The organism is Xanthomonas sp. NCPPB 2632 (genome assembly GCF_041228075.2).
In the GTDB taxonomy this organism is placed as follows: Bacteria; Pseudomonadota; Gammaproteobacteria; order Xanthomonadales; family Rhodanobacteraceae; genus Luteibacter.
Window position 1 is genome coordinate 3040036 of record NZ_CM192979.1, and the last position, 16531, is coordinate 3056566.

The window sequence follows — 16531 nt, forward strand, 5'->3', positions numbered from 1 at the left end:
CTCCGGTGTCAGCGGCGCTCGAACAGCGCGATGGATTCGACGTGCGCGGTGTGCGGGAACATGTCCATCACCCCCGCCGCGGCGAGACGAAACCCCTTCTGCACCAGGATGCCTGCATCGCGTGCCAGCGAACCGGGATGGCAGGAGACGTAGACGACGCGGTCGGTGCCCTTGCGCGGCAGGTATGCCAGCAGCTTGTCGGCGCCGACGCGCGGCGGGTCCAGCAGGATCTTGTCCCACGCCTGTTTCGCCCAGGGCTGGTTGCGCTGGTCCTCGAACAGATTGGCTACCTGGAACGAGGCATGGCCCAGGCCGTTGCGCGCGGCGTTGGCCGCGGCCCGCTCCACCAGCCCGTGCTCGCCTTCCACGCCCACCACCTCGGCGGCGTAACGTGCGATCGGCAGGGTGAAGTTGCCCAGGCCGCAGAACAGGTCGAGCACGCGATCGGCCGGTTGCAGGTCCAGCAGCTCCAGGGTACGCGCCAGCATGCGCTGGTTCATGCCCGCATTGACCTGCACGAAATCCAGCGGCAGGAACTCCAGCTCGACATCCTGGGCGGGGACGGCAAAGGCCAGGCGCGGCGCGTCGGGCCACAACGGATGCACCGTGCTGTGGTTGCCCGGTTGCAGATAGATGGCCAGGCCGTGCGCCTTGCCAAAATCCACCAGGGCCTGGCGATCGGCCTCGTTCAGCGGTACCAGGTGGCGAAAGACCAGCGCAACGGTGTCGTCGCCTGCGGCGAACTCGATCTGCGGAATGTCGTGCGCGGCGGACAAGCCGCCCACCAGTGCCGCGATCAAGCCCACCTTGGGGCCCAGCGCGGGATGGATCACTTCGCAATGCTCGATGTCGGCGACGAAACGCGGGTTGGATTCCTCGCGGAAACCGACCAGCACGCGCTCCTTGTTCGCCACGTAGCGCACCGAAAAACGCCCCTTGCGACGGTATGCCCACGGCTCGCCGGTCAGCTGTGGCAACCACGCATCCGGCGTGACCTTGCCGATGCGTTCGAAGTTCTCGGCAAGCACACGCTGCTTCGCGGCGATCTGCTCGGCGGGCGCCATGTGCTGCAACGCGCAGCCGCTGCACTGGCCGTAATGGCGGCATTTCGGCTCGACACGCGCGGGGGAGGCCTCGACGATGCCGACGAGATCGGCCTCGTCGTACTTGCGGTGGCGCTTGTGGTAGACCAGCCGTACGCGCTCGCCCGGCAACGTGCCGGGCACGAACGTGGCCTTGTTGTCGATGCGGGCAACGCCCCTGCCGTCGTGGGTGAGGCCGATGATGGTGGCTTCGAATTCGATCATGCGCTCTGAAACGTAAAGCCCGGACGACGAAGGCCCGGGCTGGCTGGGAGGACGCCCGCGCGATGGCGGGCGTTCCTGGCGGGTGCCTTACTTGCGCTTCCAGGCACCGGAGGCATCGCGATAATACCAGCCCGGCGGCGCGCGCTGGACCCAGCCGTCCGCGAATGCCTTGCGGATCTGCGGCTCCCATTCCGGGTGACCGTTGGCCTTGGCGACGGCGGCATACAGGGCATCGCGGTCGCTGTTTTCCTGGTCGACCAGGCCGTTGGCCTGCGAGCGCTGGTCCAGCGGTAACGCGCCGGCATCGCGCACGGCGACCAGGCCGTTGGCCGTGAAGCCCACCGCGCCACTGTCGAACAACGCCTTCAGCTGGCCGCCGAAGCGGCTGGTCATGCGCAGCCGGATCGCGTCCGTTTCCGGGGTGCGCACCTGGATGTCAGGCGACTCCGCCGCCTGCGCGGAGGGGATCACCAGGTCCAGCAAGGACGCCGAGGGCTGCTTGCCCGGTGCGGCCGGACGGGCTTTTTCCGGCGCGGCGGACGGTTTGGCCACGCCGCTGTCGTCGAGCACGGTGCCGATGAACTGGTCGGCCGCCTTCTGCGCGGCGGCTTCGGGAAAATAAACGTTGATGGTGACGCAGCCGACCAGGGCGACGGCGATGGCAGCCATGAGGGCGATGAACGATTTACGCATGGTTTTTCCTTGTGGGGGCAGCTTGCCCGCTCAACGGACCACCGGGCCATCGCCCTGGGTGGCGGCTTGCAGGCGGCGTACCAGGGTGGGCCAGTCGACCTCACGCTGGTGACCGACCACGGTCAGGCGGGGCAACCCGCTTCCTTCGACGATAGTGTAGCCATCCTTCGCGGCGCCCAGTCCACCCATGGCGCATACATCGCCGCGCAGGCGGCACGACAGCCCGATGCGTTTGTAGCCGAACGTCTTGAAGATCTTCAGCACCGTGCCCTGCAGGCCCGCGGCGATACCGCCCCCGCCGACGGAGGTGAGGTTGTTCACCGCCTTCTGGCTGATCCGGCCGCCACCGCCCGCCAGCAGGTGGGCGTCGAACGCGGCGGGCTGCCAGGCGACCAGGCGCAGGTTGTCGATGCCACCATCCAGTCGGCCGGTGATGCTGCCGAAGTCGAAGACGGAGGTCATCAGGCCCAGGTCGAGCTGGCGCAGCGAGAGCGTGCCGGTGAGGATCGGCGCCACGCCAAAAGGCTGCGCGAGGCTCATGCCGGTGATGTCGACGAAACCGTCGAATATGTTCAGCGACAGGCCGCCGGCCATTTCCACGCGATCGTCTACATAGCGAAGCGACGGCACCGCGCCGCCCAGCGTACCCTTGAATTCCGGCCAGCCCAGTGCGCGACAGAATGCAGCCATGTCGATTTGCGTCAGCACCAGCGAGGTCTGCAGGCGGTCGCCCGCGGTGGCCGCGGGCTTCCACGCCAGGCGCTGCACTCGTAGCTGGCCATCCAGGACGGGAATGACCAGCGGTGCCAGGAGGCCCAGCGTGCCGCCGGTGCTGCGCAGTGCCGCCTCGGCGGCGCCATTCGGAATCCGCTGCATCTGCAAGGCACGCCAGCCGAGCTTCGTGGCGGGGCGATCCTCCGTGGCACTCCAGTCGACCGCGCCATGCAGGCCCTGCACCCCGAAGCGTCCTTCGCCGCTGGAGATATCCAGCGCCGTGGTCTGGAACGCGAAGGCCTGGGGGCCTTTCGAACCCATCGTGAGGTGCCCCGTGACATCGCCCCGGGCATCGAGCGCATCGACGCCGAAGCTGCGAGCCAGGCCTTTACCGTAGCGTGCGTAGGCGGCGGGAAAGCGTGCATCGAAACGGTCCAGCCGCAGCGAGGCGAGACTACCGTCCGCCGCGAGGCCTACCTCACCTTCCAGTTGCAGGGCGTCGGGATCGGTCAGCCGCAGGCGCCGGATCGCCATGGCACCCTTCTGCGCCCGGGTGGAAAACGACAACTGCACCGGGTGGGCGGGAAGATCGACATACAGGGGGCCCAGCAGCAACGAGCCACCGCGCAGCGCGGCGTCGAGTTCGATGACGGTGGCCTCCGCCTGGCTGTCCACACCGAGCCGACCGCTGCCCGACACCGTTTCACCGGCCAGCGCGCCGCCCGGGCTGTCGAAGCCCACGCCGGCCAGCGCGAACTGGCCACCGGCCTGCACGCCGCCGGGAAGCAGGTCGAGCGCCAGGTCGGCATCCACCCGGCCGGTCGTCATGCGACCGGACCACACCGTCGAGAGCAGCCCTTGCAACCAACCGGCAGGCAGGTCTTTCAGCGTGATCTGCGCATGGGTGGTCTGGTCCATCGGCATCGCCACGCGGGCCAGCGAGGCATCCTGGCGCACGGTCAGCTCCAGCGTGTTCGCGGCGGTGTCGGCCACCATACGCACGGTGGCCCGCGGCCAGGGGTCTCCCGCCGCGCCGCGCATGCGCAGATTGCCCGTGAACGTCCAGCAACCGGGTTCGTCGCGGGCGAGCGTGCCGTCCAGGTCCATCGCGGCCTTGTGCCAGCCCATGGCGGCCAGGTCGGCTCGCTGCACGGTCAGGGCGACGCCCACGCCATCGCCCGCGGCGGTCAGGTCGGCGTGCAGTCCGTCCAGCACCACGCCGGGTAACGACACGCCCTCCGCGTCCACGGACACAGCCGCCCGCGCCCCATCCGCGCCGACCAGGGCGACCAGAACGATGAACAGGAAGCTGAACGTGCGGGTTGATACCGGGAACATGCTCCGCCATTCTGCCAAATCAAGATGAACAACACGGAACGTTGCATGATCGAGCAGTATCTGTCCGCCCCTTCCGCGCCGACGCCACGGCATGTCCTGGTGGCTGACGACGACGAGGCCACCCGTATGTTCCTGGCGCAGGCGCTGCGATCGCTCGGCTATCGGGTGGATGTCGCGGCCGATGGCGACCGCGCCCTGGACCTCGCCAGGCGACAGCCGTTCGACGCGCTCCTGCTGGATTGCCGCATGCCGGGCGCCGGTGCGGAGGCCTTGCTGCCGGCGCTGCGCGCCGATCCTTCCGCCCGGTCGCGCGACGCCGTGGCCCTGGCCACCAGCGCGGAAATTCCCGCCCGTCTGCGCGAGGCCTTGCTGGCGGCCGGCTTCGCCGGCGTGATCGAAAAACCCTGCCAGCTCGCCGCGCTCAGCCATGCGCTGGCCGCCACGCTCGGCATCGAGGGGCATCTGCAGGTGCTGGACGACGACGCGGGGCGCGCGGCCAGTGGCGATGCCATCACCCTGCTGGCACTGCGCCAGTTGCTGCGTGTCGAACTGGTCGAACTGGAGGCCGCGCTGGACGACCTGGCACGTCGTCCGACCGACCTGGTCGACCGCCTGCATCGCCTGCGTTCCGCTTGCGGGTTCTGCGGCACCGCCCGCCTGGGTGCCCAGGCCAGGGCCTTGCAGAACCACGTGCTGGAAACCCGCACCGTCGTTCCGCCCGCCGCCATAGAGCGCTTCCGCTTCGAACTGAACGAGGCGCTGGCGGCCCTGCCCCGCGACACGCCCGCCGTTTAACGCAGCACGCGCCAGGCCTTCAGCTCGCCGCCGCCCAGGTGGAAGGAGATGATCTGGCGCATCATGCGGCGCAGCGAGGCCAGCCCCGCCACGTCGGGGGAATGGTCGGCGGCCAACGCCAGCAGATCGGCACCGCGAATGCCACGGGCATCGCCCGCGCGTCCGGGGCGTACCCCCGACTCCGGGTCATAGAAGTAGGTGAGCGCCGGGTCCAGCGGCTCACCGTCGATGGCGTCGATATCCAGCGGCAACGCATAACCCAGCGCGTCCAGCATGTCGCGCTCGAAGCGGCGCAGCGTCCAGGCCAGGGCATCGCCCGTCGCCATGCGGCGCAACGTGCGCTCGTAGTGCGCGAACAGTGTGGGGTTGGGGTCCTGGCGGCCGGTGAGCCGCACCACCAGTTCGTTGAGGTAGAGGCCGGCCATGCCCGCGTCGCCGGTCAGGCGTTGCGGCGTGCCCACGTGTTCGGCCGTGCGCAGTGTGGCCAGCTCCCCCTTGAGCAGGAGGTCCAGTTCCACGCGCTGGAACGGCTCCAGCTGCGCCCGCTGCAATCGCGCGCCTTCCTTGCGCACCCCGCGGGCGACCACGCCCAGGCGGCCGTGGTCCCGGGTCAGGCACTCCACCAACAGGGATGTCTCCCGGTAGGGCCGGGCGTGCAGGACGAAGGCGGGCTGCTGTTCGACGCGCATGACGCGGTACGGCGCACCGGCTTATTCGTAGCCGAAGCGCTTGAGCAGATTCTCGTCGTCCGCCCAGCCTTCGCGCACCTTCACCCACAGCTTGAGGAAGACCTTGCGCTCGAACAGGTGCTCCATGCCCTTGCGCGCCGAGGTGCCGATCGCCTTGAGCTGGGCGCCGCCGTTGCCGATGACGATGGCCTTCTGGCCGTCGCGCTCGACCCAGATCACCGCATGCACCTCGGCCACGCCATCCGGGCGGTCCTCGAACTGTTCGATTTCCACCGTGGTGGCGTACGGCAGTTCCTGGTCCAGGCGCAGCATGAGCTGCTCGCGGACCATTTCCGCGGCGAGGAAACGCTCGCTGCGGTCGGTGATCTCGTCTTCGCCATAGACGGCCGGCTGCACGGGGAGGCGCTTGAGGATGCCTTTTTCCAGGCCTTCCAGGCCCTTCGACTTCAGCGCGCTGACGTAATAGACATCGTCGAACGGGTGCTTGGTCATCAGGTCGGCCACGAACGGCAGCATCGCCGTCTTGTCCTTCTGCAGGTCCACCTTGTTGATGGCCAGCAGGCGCGTCATGCCCTCCTGTTCGGCGAGAGCCGCATACATCGCGGCGTCCTCGTCGGTCCAGCGACCGGCCTCGATCACCTGCACAGCGAGATCGACCTCGGTGATCGCGGCGCGCGCGGCACGGTTGATGCTGCGGTTCATCGCACGCTTGGCGCCGCGGTGCAGGCCCGGCGTGTCGACGTAGAGGATCTGGCCCGCGGGCTTGGTCGAGATGCCCAGGATGCGATGGCGGGTGGTCTGCGGACGATGGCTCACGATGCTCAGGCGCACGCCGATCATGGCGTTGAGCAGCGTGGACTTGCCGACGTTGGGTCGGCCGGACAGGGCCACGTAACCGCAGCGGAAGTCGCCGTCGACGGGGGTGTCGTTCTCGGGGGTATCGTTATCGTTCATTCTTTTTTTCCAGCAATCGGCGCAGCACCGCTTCCGCGGCGTCCTGTTCGGCGGCACGCCGGCTGCCGCCGCGTCCTTCCACGCGGATCGGTTCCGGTTCGTCGATGCAGCAGCTGACGTCGAAGGTCTTGGCGTGATCTTCGCCGTAGCTGTCGGTGAGTTCGTAGACGGGCAGCGGCAAGCCCCTGCCCTGCAGCCACTCCTGCAGGCGCGTCTTGGCGTCCTTGCTGGAGCGTTTGAGTTCGGCCACGCGCGGCATGAACAGCCGGCGCACGACCTGGCGACAGGCGTCGAAGCCGTCGTCCATGTAGACGGCGGCAATCAGCGCCTCGAAGGCGTCGGAGAGGATCGAATCGCGGCGGAAACCGCCGCTTTTCAGTTCGCCCGGACCCAGCTTGAGCACGTCGCCCAGTGCCAGCTCCCGCGCGATCACCGCCAGGGCCTCGCCGTTGACCAGTTGCGCGCGCAGGCGGGAAAGTTCGCCCTCGCTGGCATTGGGGTGCACCTCGAAGAGCAACTCGGCGACGATGGCGCCCAGCAGCGCGTCACCGAGGAATTCCATCCGCTCGTTGTTCGGCTTGCCGACGCTCCGGTGGGTGAGCGCCAGCGCCGCGAGAGTCGGATTACGGAAGGAATGCGGGAACTGCACGAAACCTCATCATTGCCCGACGGCACTCTTGAGCGGGACCGAATGGTCGAAATGCAACAGGAAGGAAATGTTGTAGAGGAACGGAATCTGCTTGTCGTAGTCCACGTGCAGCACCGCACCGTTGTTGGCGCGCTCCACCGTCACGTCCTGCGGCTTGATCGTCGAATCGTCGACGTACTGGAAGCTCATCTTGAAGGCCAGCTGGCGACGTGCCTGGCCGACGTCCTCGTTGCCACCCTCGGTCGACATCTGGTTCATGGCCTTCACCACGCCCATGTACTCGATGTACGACGGCACCAGCTTCATCGCCATGAACGCGAAGAAACCCAGCACCGCCAGGAGGATGACGAAACCGATGAGGGTGATACCCGATTGCCTGGATTTCATGCGTGTGTTCCGCCGTGGCCGGCGGCTCCCCTGTTCAAGACCGTGAATGGCAGCGGGGCGCACGGGCGCCCCGGAGCGGAGATTACCTTGTCCACGGCCATCCGCAACGTCCTGCCGCACGACGGGGCCATGCCGCCGTCAATGGATGACCTTGCCCATCTTCGAGAAGTCGAGGATACCGTTGCCCAGACCACGCCAGGCCATCCAGACGAAGAACGCCTTGCCCACCAGGTTTTCCTCCGGCATGCAGCCCCACCAGCGGCTGTCGGTGCTGTTCATGCGGTTGTCGCCCATGACGATGTAGCAGCCCTTGGGCACCTCGGAAGGCACCATGGCGTTGGGGATGTCCATCGGCACGTTGTAGGCCGGGGTCAGGGCGATCGTGTGGTTGATGCTGCCCAGGTGCTCCGTGTACAGGTGCGAACCGTAGGTCATCAGCATGCGGTCTTCCGGACGGTTCATGTTGCCCTTGAACGCGCCGAGATCGTCGGCGCCGACCCGCTCGCCATTGATGTAGAGCTCGCTGCCGCGGGTCTCGATGCGATCGCCCGGCAGACCGATCACGCGCTTGATCCAGTTTTCGCCCGGCACCGGCGCGTGGGGATCGGCGCAGGAGACATCGCCACTGCGGATGGTGCGGCCGCTTTCGTCCCGGCAGAGGTAACCGGGGAAGCGGAAGACCACCACATCGCCACGACGGGGCTCACCGTTTTCCAGCAGCTTGTTGTTGAACGCCGGCATGCGCAGGCCATAGGCGAACTTGTTCACCAGGATGAAGTCGCCGACATCCAGCGTGGGCATCATCGAGCCGGAGGGAATCCGGAACGGCTCCGCCACGAACGAGCGAAGCAGCAGCACGACGAGGATCACCGGGAACAGCGACCGCGCCCAGTCGACCGGCCACGGCTCGGGTTGTTCGGTGCCGGAGGCTTCGGTGCGCGCACGGCGCGCCTTGGCGAGGAACAGCCAGTCGATCAGCCAGATCACGCCGAACAGCACCGTGAGGCCGAGAAGAATCGCCGAAAAATCGAATGACGCCATGCCAACTCCGTAAGTCGTGTCGAGGGGCCGGTGGCCCGTTCCGGCGCGTCCGGCGCCGGCTATCCGTGATGAAACGCCGTCGCAGCCGGCAAGGCTACTTGTTGTCCTGCCTGAGCACCGCCAGGAAAGCTTCCTGGGGGATTTCGACGCTGCCGACCTGCTTCATGCGCTTCTTGCCTTCCTTCTGTTTCTCGAGCAGTTTCTTCTTGCGCGAGACGTCGCCGCCGTAGCACTTGGCCAGCACGTTCTTGCGCAACGCCTTAACCGTGGAACGCGCGATCACCGCCGCACCGATCGCGGCCTGGATGGCCACGTCGAACTGCTGCCGGGGGATCAGATCCTTCATCCGCTCCACCAGTTCCCGCCCACGGCGGTCGGCGTGCGAACGATGCACGATGAGGCTGAGCGCGTCCACGCGATCGCCGTTGATGAGCACATCCACACGCACGAACGGGCCCGCGTCGAAACGCTCCAGCTGGTAGTCCATCGAGGCATAGCCGCGGGATACCGACTTGAGGCGGTCGAAGAAATCCAGCACCACTTCGGCCAGCGGCAGCTCGTAGGTCACCTGCACCTGCGTAGCGAGGTACTGGATGGTGCGCTGCACGCCGCGTTTTTCCTCGCACAGCTTGATGACGTTGCCGACGTACTCACCGGGGGTGAGGATGTTGGCGACGATGATCGGCTCGCGGATCTCGACGATCTGCTGCGGGGGCGGCAACTTGGCCGGGTTGTCCATCGACAGGATGGTGCCGTCGGTCTTGGCCACCTCGTACACCACCGTGGGCGCGGTGGTGATCAGGTTGAGGTCGTATTCGCGCTCCAGGCGCTCCTGCACGATCTCCATGTGCAGCATGCCGAGGAAGCCGCAGCGGAAGCCGAAGCCCATCGCCTCGGAGCTTTCCGGCTCGAAGAACATCGCGGCGTCGTTCAGGCGCAGCTTGTCCAAGGCCTCGCGCAGGGCCGGGTAATCGTCGGCGGACACGGGAAACAGGCCCGCGAACACGCGCGGCTGCATGGTCTGGAAGCCCGGCAGCGGCTCGCTGGCCGGCTTGCCCGCCAGTGTCAGCGTATCGCCCACGGGGGCGCCGTGGACATCCTTGATCGACGCGTTGATCCAGCCGACTTCGCCGGCGCAGAGTTTTTCGAGCTTCTTGCGCTTGGGCGTGAACACGCCCACGTCGTCGACCAGGTGGGTGCGACCGGTGGACATGACCAGGATCTTGTCGCCCGGCTTGATCTCGCCCTGCATCACGCGGACCAGCGAGACCACGCCCAGGTAGTTGTCGAACCAGGAATCGATGATCAACGCCTGGAGCTTGTCCGTATTGCCCGGCTTGGGAGCGGGAATGCGGTGGATGATGGCCTCGAGCACCTCGATCACGTTCTGCCCGGTCTTCGCGCTGACCGCGATGGCGTCGCTGGCGTCGATGCCGATCACCGCCTCGATCTCGGCCTTGGCTTTTTCCGGATCGGCCGTGGGCAGGTCGATCTTGTTGAGCACGGGAATGACTTCCAGCCCCTGTTCGATCGCCGTATAGCAGTTGGCGACCGACTGCGCCTCCACCCCCTGCGCAGCGTCGACCACCAGCAGCGCACCCTCGCACGCGGACAGCGAGCGGCTGACTTCATAGGAGAAGTCGACGTGGCCGGGCGTGTCGATGAAGTTCAGCTGGTAGGTTTTTCCGTCGCGCGCCGTGTACGGCAACGACACGGACTGGGCCTTGATCGTGATGCCACGCTCGCGCTCGATCGGGTTGTTGTCGAGGACCTGCGCTTCCATTTCGCGCTCGGACAAGCCTCCGCAAAGCTGGATGATGCGATCGGCCAACGTCGACTTGCCATGGTCGATGTGGGCAATGATGGAGAAGTTGCGGATGAGTTCCATGGAGCGCCGTGGTCACGTTCACCATCGCTCGCGGCGCGAACGACGCGCAGCGGCCCTGGGGGCCGGTGCGAATCCGGCATTATCGCATGGAAGGCCACCCGCCGCCGAACGGCGACGGGTGGCCTGCGCGGGATCATCGATCCTGGGGAACCGTGATGCCCATGAAGCGCGTGGTGTCGTCGCGGCGAACCAGCAGCATGGCCGTGTCGCCCGGCTTGATGCCCTGGGTGGCCTCGCGGAACGCCGCGGCCGAGCCGACCCGTTTCTGGTTGACCATGAGCACGATATCGCCTGCCTGCAGCCCCGCCCCGGCGGCCGCGCGACCGGTGACGCGGCTGACCACCACGCCCTCGCCGGCCTTCAGGCCGAGCTCGGTGCGCGAGGAGGCATCGATGTCCTGCACCGCCAGACCCAGCGCGGCGGCCGAACCGCCCGCCCCCGCGCCCGCATCGCCGGCCTGGGCCAGCGCGTTCTTGTCGCGCGGCAGTTCGCCCACCTTGACCTCGAGCGCCTGCTTCTTGTGATCGCGGAGGACCTCGACCTTCGCGGTCGAGCCGGGACGGGTGATGCCCACCAGCGGCGGCAGGTCCGCCGACTGCGTGACGGGGGTGCCGTTGAACGAAAGGATGACATCGCCCTGCCGGATACCGGCCTTGTCCGCGCCACTCCCGGGGGTGACCTGGGCGACCAGTGCGCCGTTGGCGTCGGGCAGGTCGAGGTTTTTCACGAAGGGGTCCACCGGCTGCACGGTGACGCCGAGCATCCCGCGGGACACGTAACCCTTGTCTTTGATCTGCTGCACGACGTTCATTGCGACGTCGATCGGGATCGAGAAAGACAGGCCCTGATAGCCACCCGATGTGGAGTAGATCTGCGAATTGATGCCGATCACCTGGCCCTGCAGGTTGAACAGCGGACCGCCCGAATTGCCGCGGTTGATCGGCACGTCGGTCTGGATGAACGAGGTGTAGGGCTGGTCGCCGCTACCCAGGTTGCGCCCGACCGCGCTGATGATGCCGTGGGTGACCGTGGCATCCAGTCCGAAGGGGGAGCCGATGGCCAGGGCCCACTGGCCGCGCCGCACGCTGCGGGAGTCGCCGATGGTCACGGTGGGCAAGGCGCTGCCGTCGATCTTGAGCAGGGCGATGTCGTACTGGGGATCCTTGCCGACCACTTTCGCGGTGAAGGTGCGGCGGTCCTGGAGGCGGATCTTCACCTCGTCGGCGTCGTCGACCACATGATCGTTGGTGAGCACGTAGCCGTCGGCGGAGATGATGAAGCCCGAGCCCAGCGAGGTCTGCTCGGGCGATGGCGCCGGCGTGCCCGGAGGCATGCCCGGCATGCCGAAGAAGCGCCGCAGGAGTTCCTGCTGGTCGTCCTGACCGCCGCTGTCGGGCCCGCTCCGCCCTTTGCCCCTGGATGAACCGTTGGTCTTCGCTTCCACATGGACGACCGCCGGGGCGTTCTTTTCCACGATGCCGGTGAAGTCCGGGAGCGATTGTGCCTGCGCTGTCGCGCCGGCCATCACGAGTGCGCCGCCCAGGAGCGCGCGTACCTGCCAGAAAGCCATCTTTTCCTCCTTTTTCCAGCCACGACTGCCCGTGCGGCGATGGCACCGCCGGGGATCAACAGAAGGGGATGCGCCCGCCGGGGACGGCGGCGGGCGCGGATACGACCGCGGCTCAGCGAGCCTGCGGGACGGACACCGGCTGCGCATAGCGGCTGCCGTCAGGACGGGTCAGCAGCATGTAGCCGTTGCCCTCGGGATTTTCCGACGCCCGGGCGCGGTGGATCTGGTAAGGCATGGAACGCGGCAGGTACGCGGTGCCGGCTTCGCTCGAACCATCGAACGCCGCCTTCTGCGTGAACTGAGACGCATCGTTGCCCGACAGCCACTGGGGTGCGACGGGAGCGGCGGCAGCGGCGGGAACATCCGCCACGGTAGTGCCTTGCATGGCCGGGGCCTGTTGGGCCACGTCGGTCGCCGTGGAGTGGCGACCCGCCGGCTGTGAAAGCATCAGCGCGGCGACAGCGACGCTAGCGGCGATGGCGCCACCCGCGGACCAATGCAGCCAGCGACGTCGCGGTGCCGCAGAAACGATCACGGACTCCGCGTCGATCGCCGCCATGACACGGCTGGCGAAATCCGGCGACACCGCCAGGTGGGCTTCGCCGCGCAAGCGATCACGCACCGTGTGATAACGCGACCATGCGCCCGCCAGGCTGGCGTCGGCCTCGACGCGGCGCAGCAGGAAGCGCATTTCCTCCCGTGACAACTCCCCGTCCATGCCGGCGGAGAGAATTTCGCGATTGGTTTCGCTCATGGGGTGTGATCCTCGCGGTCGGATAGCAACGGCCGCAGTTTTTCGTCAATGGCTTCGCGAGCCCTGAAAATACGCGAGCGGACGGTCCCGATGGGGCAGTCCATGAGAACGGCGATTTCATCGTAACTCTTGCCGTCCACCTCGCGAAGGGTGATCGCGACCCGAAGTTCCTCGGGCAAGGCTTGGACAGTGGAAAAGACCGTTTGTTCCACCTGTTCCCGCATCAGCTCGCGCTCGGGCGTAGCGCTTTCGTGCATGCGCGTCGCCCCGGGCACGTAGACAGCGTCTTCCACGTCGATGTCGCCCGTCGGGGGCCGACGCCCCATGGCGACGAGATGGTTCTTCGCCGTATTGACCGCGATCTTGTAAAGCCATGTATAGAAAGCGCTTTCGCCGCGGAACGAGGCCAAAGCCCGCCAGGCGCGCACGAAGGCCTCCTGCGCGATGTCCTCGCACTCCGTACGGTCGTGGACGTATCGCGAGATGAGCGCGATGACCTTGTGCTGGTACTTGCGAACAAGCAAGTCGAACGCGCGGCGGTCACCCTGCTGCACGCGCTCGACAAGTGCTTGATCCAGTTCGTTTTCGCCCATCCGGGCCGTCTCCTTAACTCATTCGGGGCCAGTCGCGGGCGCAGCTGAGACAAGCGCCGCGCGGGCAAGTTCACTTACGGGCCAGGCCCAGCCGGTGGGAATATGCCCACCAATGGCTGAACGGCACGTTGGACAGCGACCCCGATAACCATCGCCGGCCGCCATGATCACCGGCACCAACATTTTTGGCGGTCCATGCCGCCGGCTTCGGCATCCGTCATCACCCGAGAGGTTCACATGCAAGGTGGCAAGCAACCGGGACCGCATCATCCCATCACCGTGGAACCAGCCGCGCAGCGAGTGATCGTCCGGGCGGACGGCGCGGTGCTGGCCGATAGTCGTAACGCTCTGCTGCTTCGCGAGGGCAGCCTGCCGCCGGTTTTCTACATTCCGCGCGACGAGGTGGCGATGCAGGAACTCATGGCCAGCAGGACCCGAACCCATTGCCCTTTCAAGGGCGATGCGAGTTATTTCAGCAGGAAGGACCACAAGGAAGACATCGCGTGGTCGTATGAAGACCCGTTCGACCACGTACTGGCGATCAAGGGGCATCTCGCCTTCTATGCCGGGCGCGTCGACGACATAGAGACATACCCCCTGGATTGATTCGTGCACTACGCCCGAAAAGCGGGCCGATCCTGGGTGCCGTCGCCGACCAGGCGCTCACGCTCGCCCAGTAGCTTGTCGAAGCTGGCGGCCGGCAGCGGGCGGCAGAACAGATAGCCCTGCAGTTCCTCGCAGCCGTTGCTGCGCAGGAACTGCAGGTGCTGCTCGATCTCCACGCCCTCGGCGACCACCGCCCGTTTCAGCTGGTGGGCCACGTCGATCGTGGCCTTGACGATGGCTTCGTCGTCGGGATCGACCCCGATGTTCCGCACGAAACTCTGGTCGATCTTGATCCGGTCTGCCGGCAGCCGGCGCAGGTAGTCCAGTGAGGCGGCACCGGTACCGAAATCGTCGATGGCGATCTGGCAGCCCAGGGCATGCAGGGCATCGAGAGTCTCGACGAGCCGGGGCACCGTCTTGACGCTGATGCTTTCGGTGACCTCGAGCTCGAGCAGCTCGGGCGGCAAGCCGCTGTCGCGCAGCGCGGACGCCACCACTCCGGCCAGGTCCGGCTGCATCAGTTGCACCGCCGAGAGGTTGACACCCAGCCGCAGCCGCAGGCCGAACCGATCGTCCCACGCCTTCGCCTGCGCGCAGGCGGTACGCAGCACCCATTCGCCCAGCGGCACGATCAGGCCGCTGGCCTCCGCCAGCGGAATGAAAAAGGCGGGGCTGATCATGCCCAGCTCGGGATGCTCCCAGCGGACCAGGGCCTCCATGCCGACGATATCCTCGCTGGCCGCCGCCACCTGGGGCTGGTAGAACACGCGCAGCTCGTCGTTGCGCACGGCGTGACGCAGGCGGGCCTTGAGTTCGGCGCTCTGCCGCTGCGCCACACCGGTATCGGCGGCATACAGCTGGTAATTGTTGCGGCCGAGGCTCTTGGCGCCGTACATCGCCTCGTCGGCATGGCGCAGCAGCACCTCGCCCCGGTGGGCGTCGTCGGGAAAGAACGCGATGCCGACCGACACGGTGACCTGCAACTCCGACCCGTCATCCAGCGCCAGCGGCACCTCCATCGCCTGGACCACTTTTTCGGCGATCCGCAGCACGTCGTCGCGCTTGATGATGTGGCGCAGGATCAACGTGAACTCGTCCCCCGCGAACCGCGACACGGTATCGGACGCGCGCACGCTGGCACGCAGCCTCCGGGCCACGGCGTCGAGTACCAGATCGCCCACCGCATGGCCGAGCGACTCGTTGATGCCCTTGAAACGGTCCAGGTCGACCAGGAGGATGGCGAACAGCTCGCCGGTGCGCTCCGCCTCGCGAATGGTGGTGTCCAGGCGATCGTTGAACAGCAGCCGGTTGGGCAGCCCGGTCAGCGTGTCGATGAGGCCCCGCACCCGGCCCTGCTCGCGCGCACGGCGCAGTTCCAGCGCCGAGGCGAATCGGGCGGTGGCTGCGCGCAGCGCCAGGGACAGCACGCGGCCGTCGCTGCCTTGGCGACGCCGCCCCGCCAGCATCGCGCCGATCACATTACGGCGCTCGTCCAGCAGCGGCATGAAGGCGAACGACACCAGCCCCAGCAGGTCGACCAGCGGATCGCTGGAAGCGGTATCGTCACCTTCGACCAGCCTGGACAGGGTCGCGCCGCCAAGGCATGTCCTGAGCAGGGGCAGGTCGTCGGGCGATGGCCACTCCACGGGCGTCGGGCCGTTGTACAGGTGGGTGATCAGCGACGGGTCCGTCTCGCTCTCGGGAAGCGCCGACCAGACCGCGAACGCGTCCAGGTCGAGGGCGTCCGCTATAAGGGCCGCCGCCTCACCGATGCCCTCATCGTCACTGGGGCAGCCCTCGAGCACGGCCAGCAAGGAAAGCGCCCGCGACGCCATGTCGGTGGCACGCAGGTCGCGGAAACCGACCGCGATGCGATGCTCCCCATCGTCGGTGCGATGCCGTACGTCGATCTCGCCGACGATCTCCGTGCCATCGCGCCGGCGAAGCGTGCACGCGATGGCATCGCCATCCGGCAGCGGCCAGGCGGCGCCCCCGGCGGGATGGAACACCTCGGCCAGCAAGCGACCCTGCGCCGGGCCATCCCCCGCGCACAGGCGATCCATCGCCTCGCCTGTCTCGAGGATGCAGCCCTGGGGGATGGACGCCACCACCCATGCCGCGCCCGCATCGAAAGCGAACCGGTAATCCCGTGCCGAAGCGACCGGCACGACGGGAACGGGGGGCGTCGTCACCGCCTGCCGCACGCGCTGGGCGAGTTCGGTGGCGATCGCGCCCTGGCGAAGCCAGTCGACACCGCCCGCAGGCGCGACACCCGGAAGATCGTCCACGACATGCACTGCCGGCAGCGAGGCATAGCGTTCGCAGGCACGCAGGATGCGCAGCCCCCGGACGATCTCGGGATCGCCCTCGGCACCGACCACCATCACGTGCAGCGGGGGAGCATCCTCGAGCAGCGCCTCGAGTTGCGTGGCGTCGCGTGCGCTCAGCAGCACGAAGTCGCCATCCAGGTCGAGGGCGTCGAAAATGGCACGCCGAACGTCGCGATGCGGCGTGAAGATGAGGATGCCGAGAGGCGCTGGACGGATCGACACG

General features: G+C 67.2%; 15 protein-coding genes. 2 read left to right on the top strand and 13 right to left on the bottom strand.

Annotated features, from left to right (window positions below; all coding sequences use genetic code 11):
• Positions 1-8 precede the first annotated feature (8 nt).
• From rlmD to AB8808_RS12910, 3 genes are all read right to left on the bottom strand, one after another.
• Positions 9-1307: a 23S rRNA (uracil(1939)-C(5))-methyltransferase RlmD gene (gene rlmD, locus AB8808_RS12900; protein ID WP_369929954.1), complete on the bottom strand. Its 1299-nt coding sequence runs from the start codon at positions 1305-1307 to the stop codon at positions 9-11.
• Between the two features lie 87 nt (positions 1308-1394).
• Positions 1395-2000, bottom strand: a complete 606-nt coding sequence (locus tag AB8808_RS12905) for a YdbL family probable chaperone protein (protein ID WP_369929956.1) — start codon at positions 1998-2000, stop codon at positions 1395-1397.
• A 30-nt stretch (positions 2001-2030) separates the two neighbouring features.
• A complete protein-coding gene (locus AB8808_RS12910) occupies positions 2031-4052 on the bottom strand; it encodes a hypothetical protein (RefSeq protein WP_369929958.1) in 2022 nt (673 codons plus the stop codon).
• Between the two features lie 45 nt (positions 4053-4097).
• Here AB8808_RS12910 and AB8808_RS12915 point away from each other — a divergent pair, with 45 nt between their 5' ends.
• On the top strand, positions 4098-4847 hold the full coding sequence (locus AB8808_RS12915) for a response regulator (RefSeq protein WP_369929959.1): 750 nt from the start codon (positions 4098-4100) through the stop codon (positions 4845-4847).
• On the opposite strand, the gene recO is transcribed toward AB8808_RS12915, so the two are convergent.
• The 9 genes from recO to rpoE form a co-directional block, all read right to left on the bottom strand.
• On the bottom strand, positions 4844-5536 hold the full coding sequence (gene recO / locus AB8808_RS12920; RefSeq protein WP_369929961.1) for a DNA repair protein RecO: 693 nt from the start codon (positions 5534-5536) through the stop codon (positions 4844-4846). The two genes, AB8808_RS12915 and recO, sit on opposite strands and share 4 nt — an antisense overlap.
• Positions 5537-5557: 21 nt before the next feature.
• Entirely contained in the window at positions 5558-6490 is a 933-nt protein-coding gene (gene era / locus AB8808_RS12925) for a GTPase Era (RefSeq protein WP_369929962.1), read from the bottom strand.
• Positions 6480-7139 carry a ribonuclease III gene (gene rnc, locus AB8808_RS12930; protein ID WP_036140851.1) on the bottom strand — a complete coding sequence of 220 codons (660 nt, stop codon included), beginning with the start codon at positions 7137-7139 and terminating at the stop codon, positions 6480-6482. Before rnc ends, era begins: the two co-directional genes overlap by 11 nt.
• Positions 7140-7148: 9 nt before the next feature.
• Positions 7149-7526, bottom strand: coding sequence for a DUF4845 domain-containing protein (locus AB8808_RS12935; RefSeq protein ID WP_036140850.1), 378 nt, complete (start codon positions 7524-7526; stop codon positions 7149-7151).
• 138 nt (positions 7527-7664) lie between these two features.
• A complete protein-coding gene (lepB, locus tag AB8808_RS12940; RefSeq protein WP_036140849.1) occupies positions 7665-8567 on the bottom strand; it encodes a signal peptidase I in 903 nt (300 codons plus the stop codon).
• A gap of 94 nt (positions 8568-8661) precedes the next feature.
• Positions 8662-10455: a translation elongation factor 4 gene (gene lepA, locus AB8808_RS12945; protein ID WP_369929966.1), complete on the bottom strand. Its 1794-nt coding sequence runs from the start codon at positions 10453-10455 to the stop codon at positions 8662-8664.
• 133 nt (positions 10456-10588) lie between these two features.
• Positions 10589-12025: a Do family serine endopeptidase gene (locus tag AB8808_RS12950; RefSeq protein ID WP_369929969.1), complete on the bottom strand. Its 1437-nt coding sequence runs from the start codon at positions 12023-12025 to the stop codon at positions 10589-10591.
• 112 nt (positions 12026-12137) lie between these two features.
• Positions 12138-12779, bottom strand: a complete 642-nt coding sequence (locus tag AB8808_RS12955) for a sigma-E factor negative regulatory protein (protein WP_369929971.1) — start codon at positions 12777-12779, stop codon at positions 12138-12140.
• Positions 12776-13372, bottom strand: a complete 597-nt coding sequence (gene rpoE, locus AB8808_RS12960) for an RNA polymerase sigma factor RpoE (protein ID WP_036140845.1) — start codon at positions 13370-13372, stop codon at positions 12776-12778. Before rpoE ends, AB8808_RS12955 begins: the two co-directional genes overlap by 4 nt.
• A 237-nt stretch (positions 13373-13609) precedes the next feature.
• On the opposite strand from rpoE, the gene AB8808_RS12965 reads away from it, so the two are divergent.
• Complete coding sequence (locus AB8808_RS12965; RefSeq protein WP_369929974.1) at positions 13610-13978, top strand: DUF427 domain-containing protein; 369 nt, start codon at positions 13610-13612, stop codon at positions 13976-13978.
• Positions 13979-13986: 8 nt separating this feature from the next.
• On the opposite strand, the gene AB8808_RS12970 is transcribed toward AB8808_RS12965, so the two are convergent.
• Positions 13987-16530 (bottom strand): putative bifunctional diguanylate cyclase/phosphodiesterase, encoded by a 2544-nt coding sequence (locus AB8808_RS12970; protein ID WP_369929976.1) that lies wholly within the window; start codon positions 16528-16530, stop codon positions 13987-13989.
• Position 16531 lies beyond the last annotated feature (1 nt).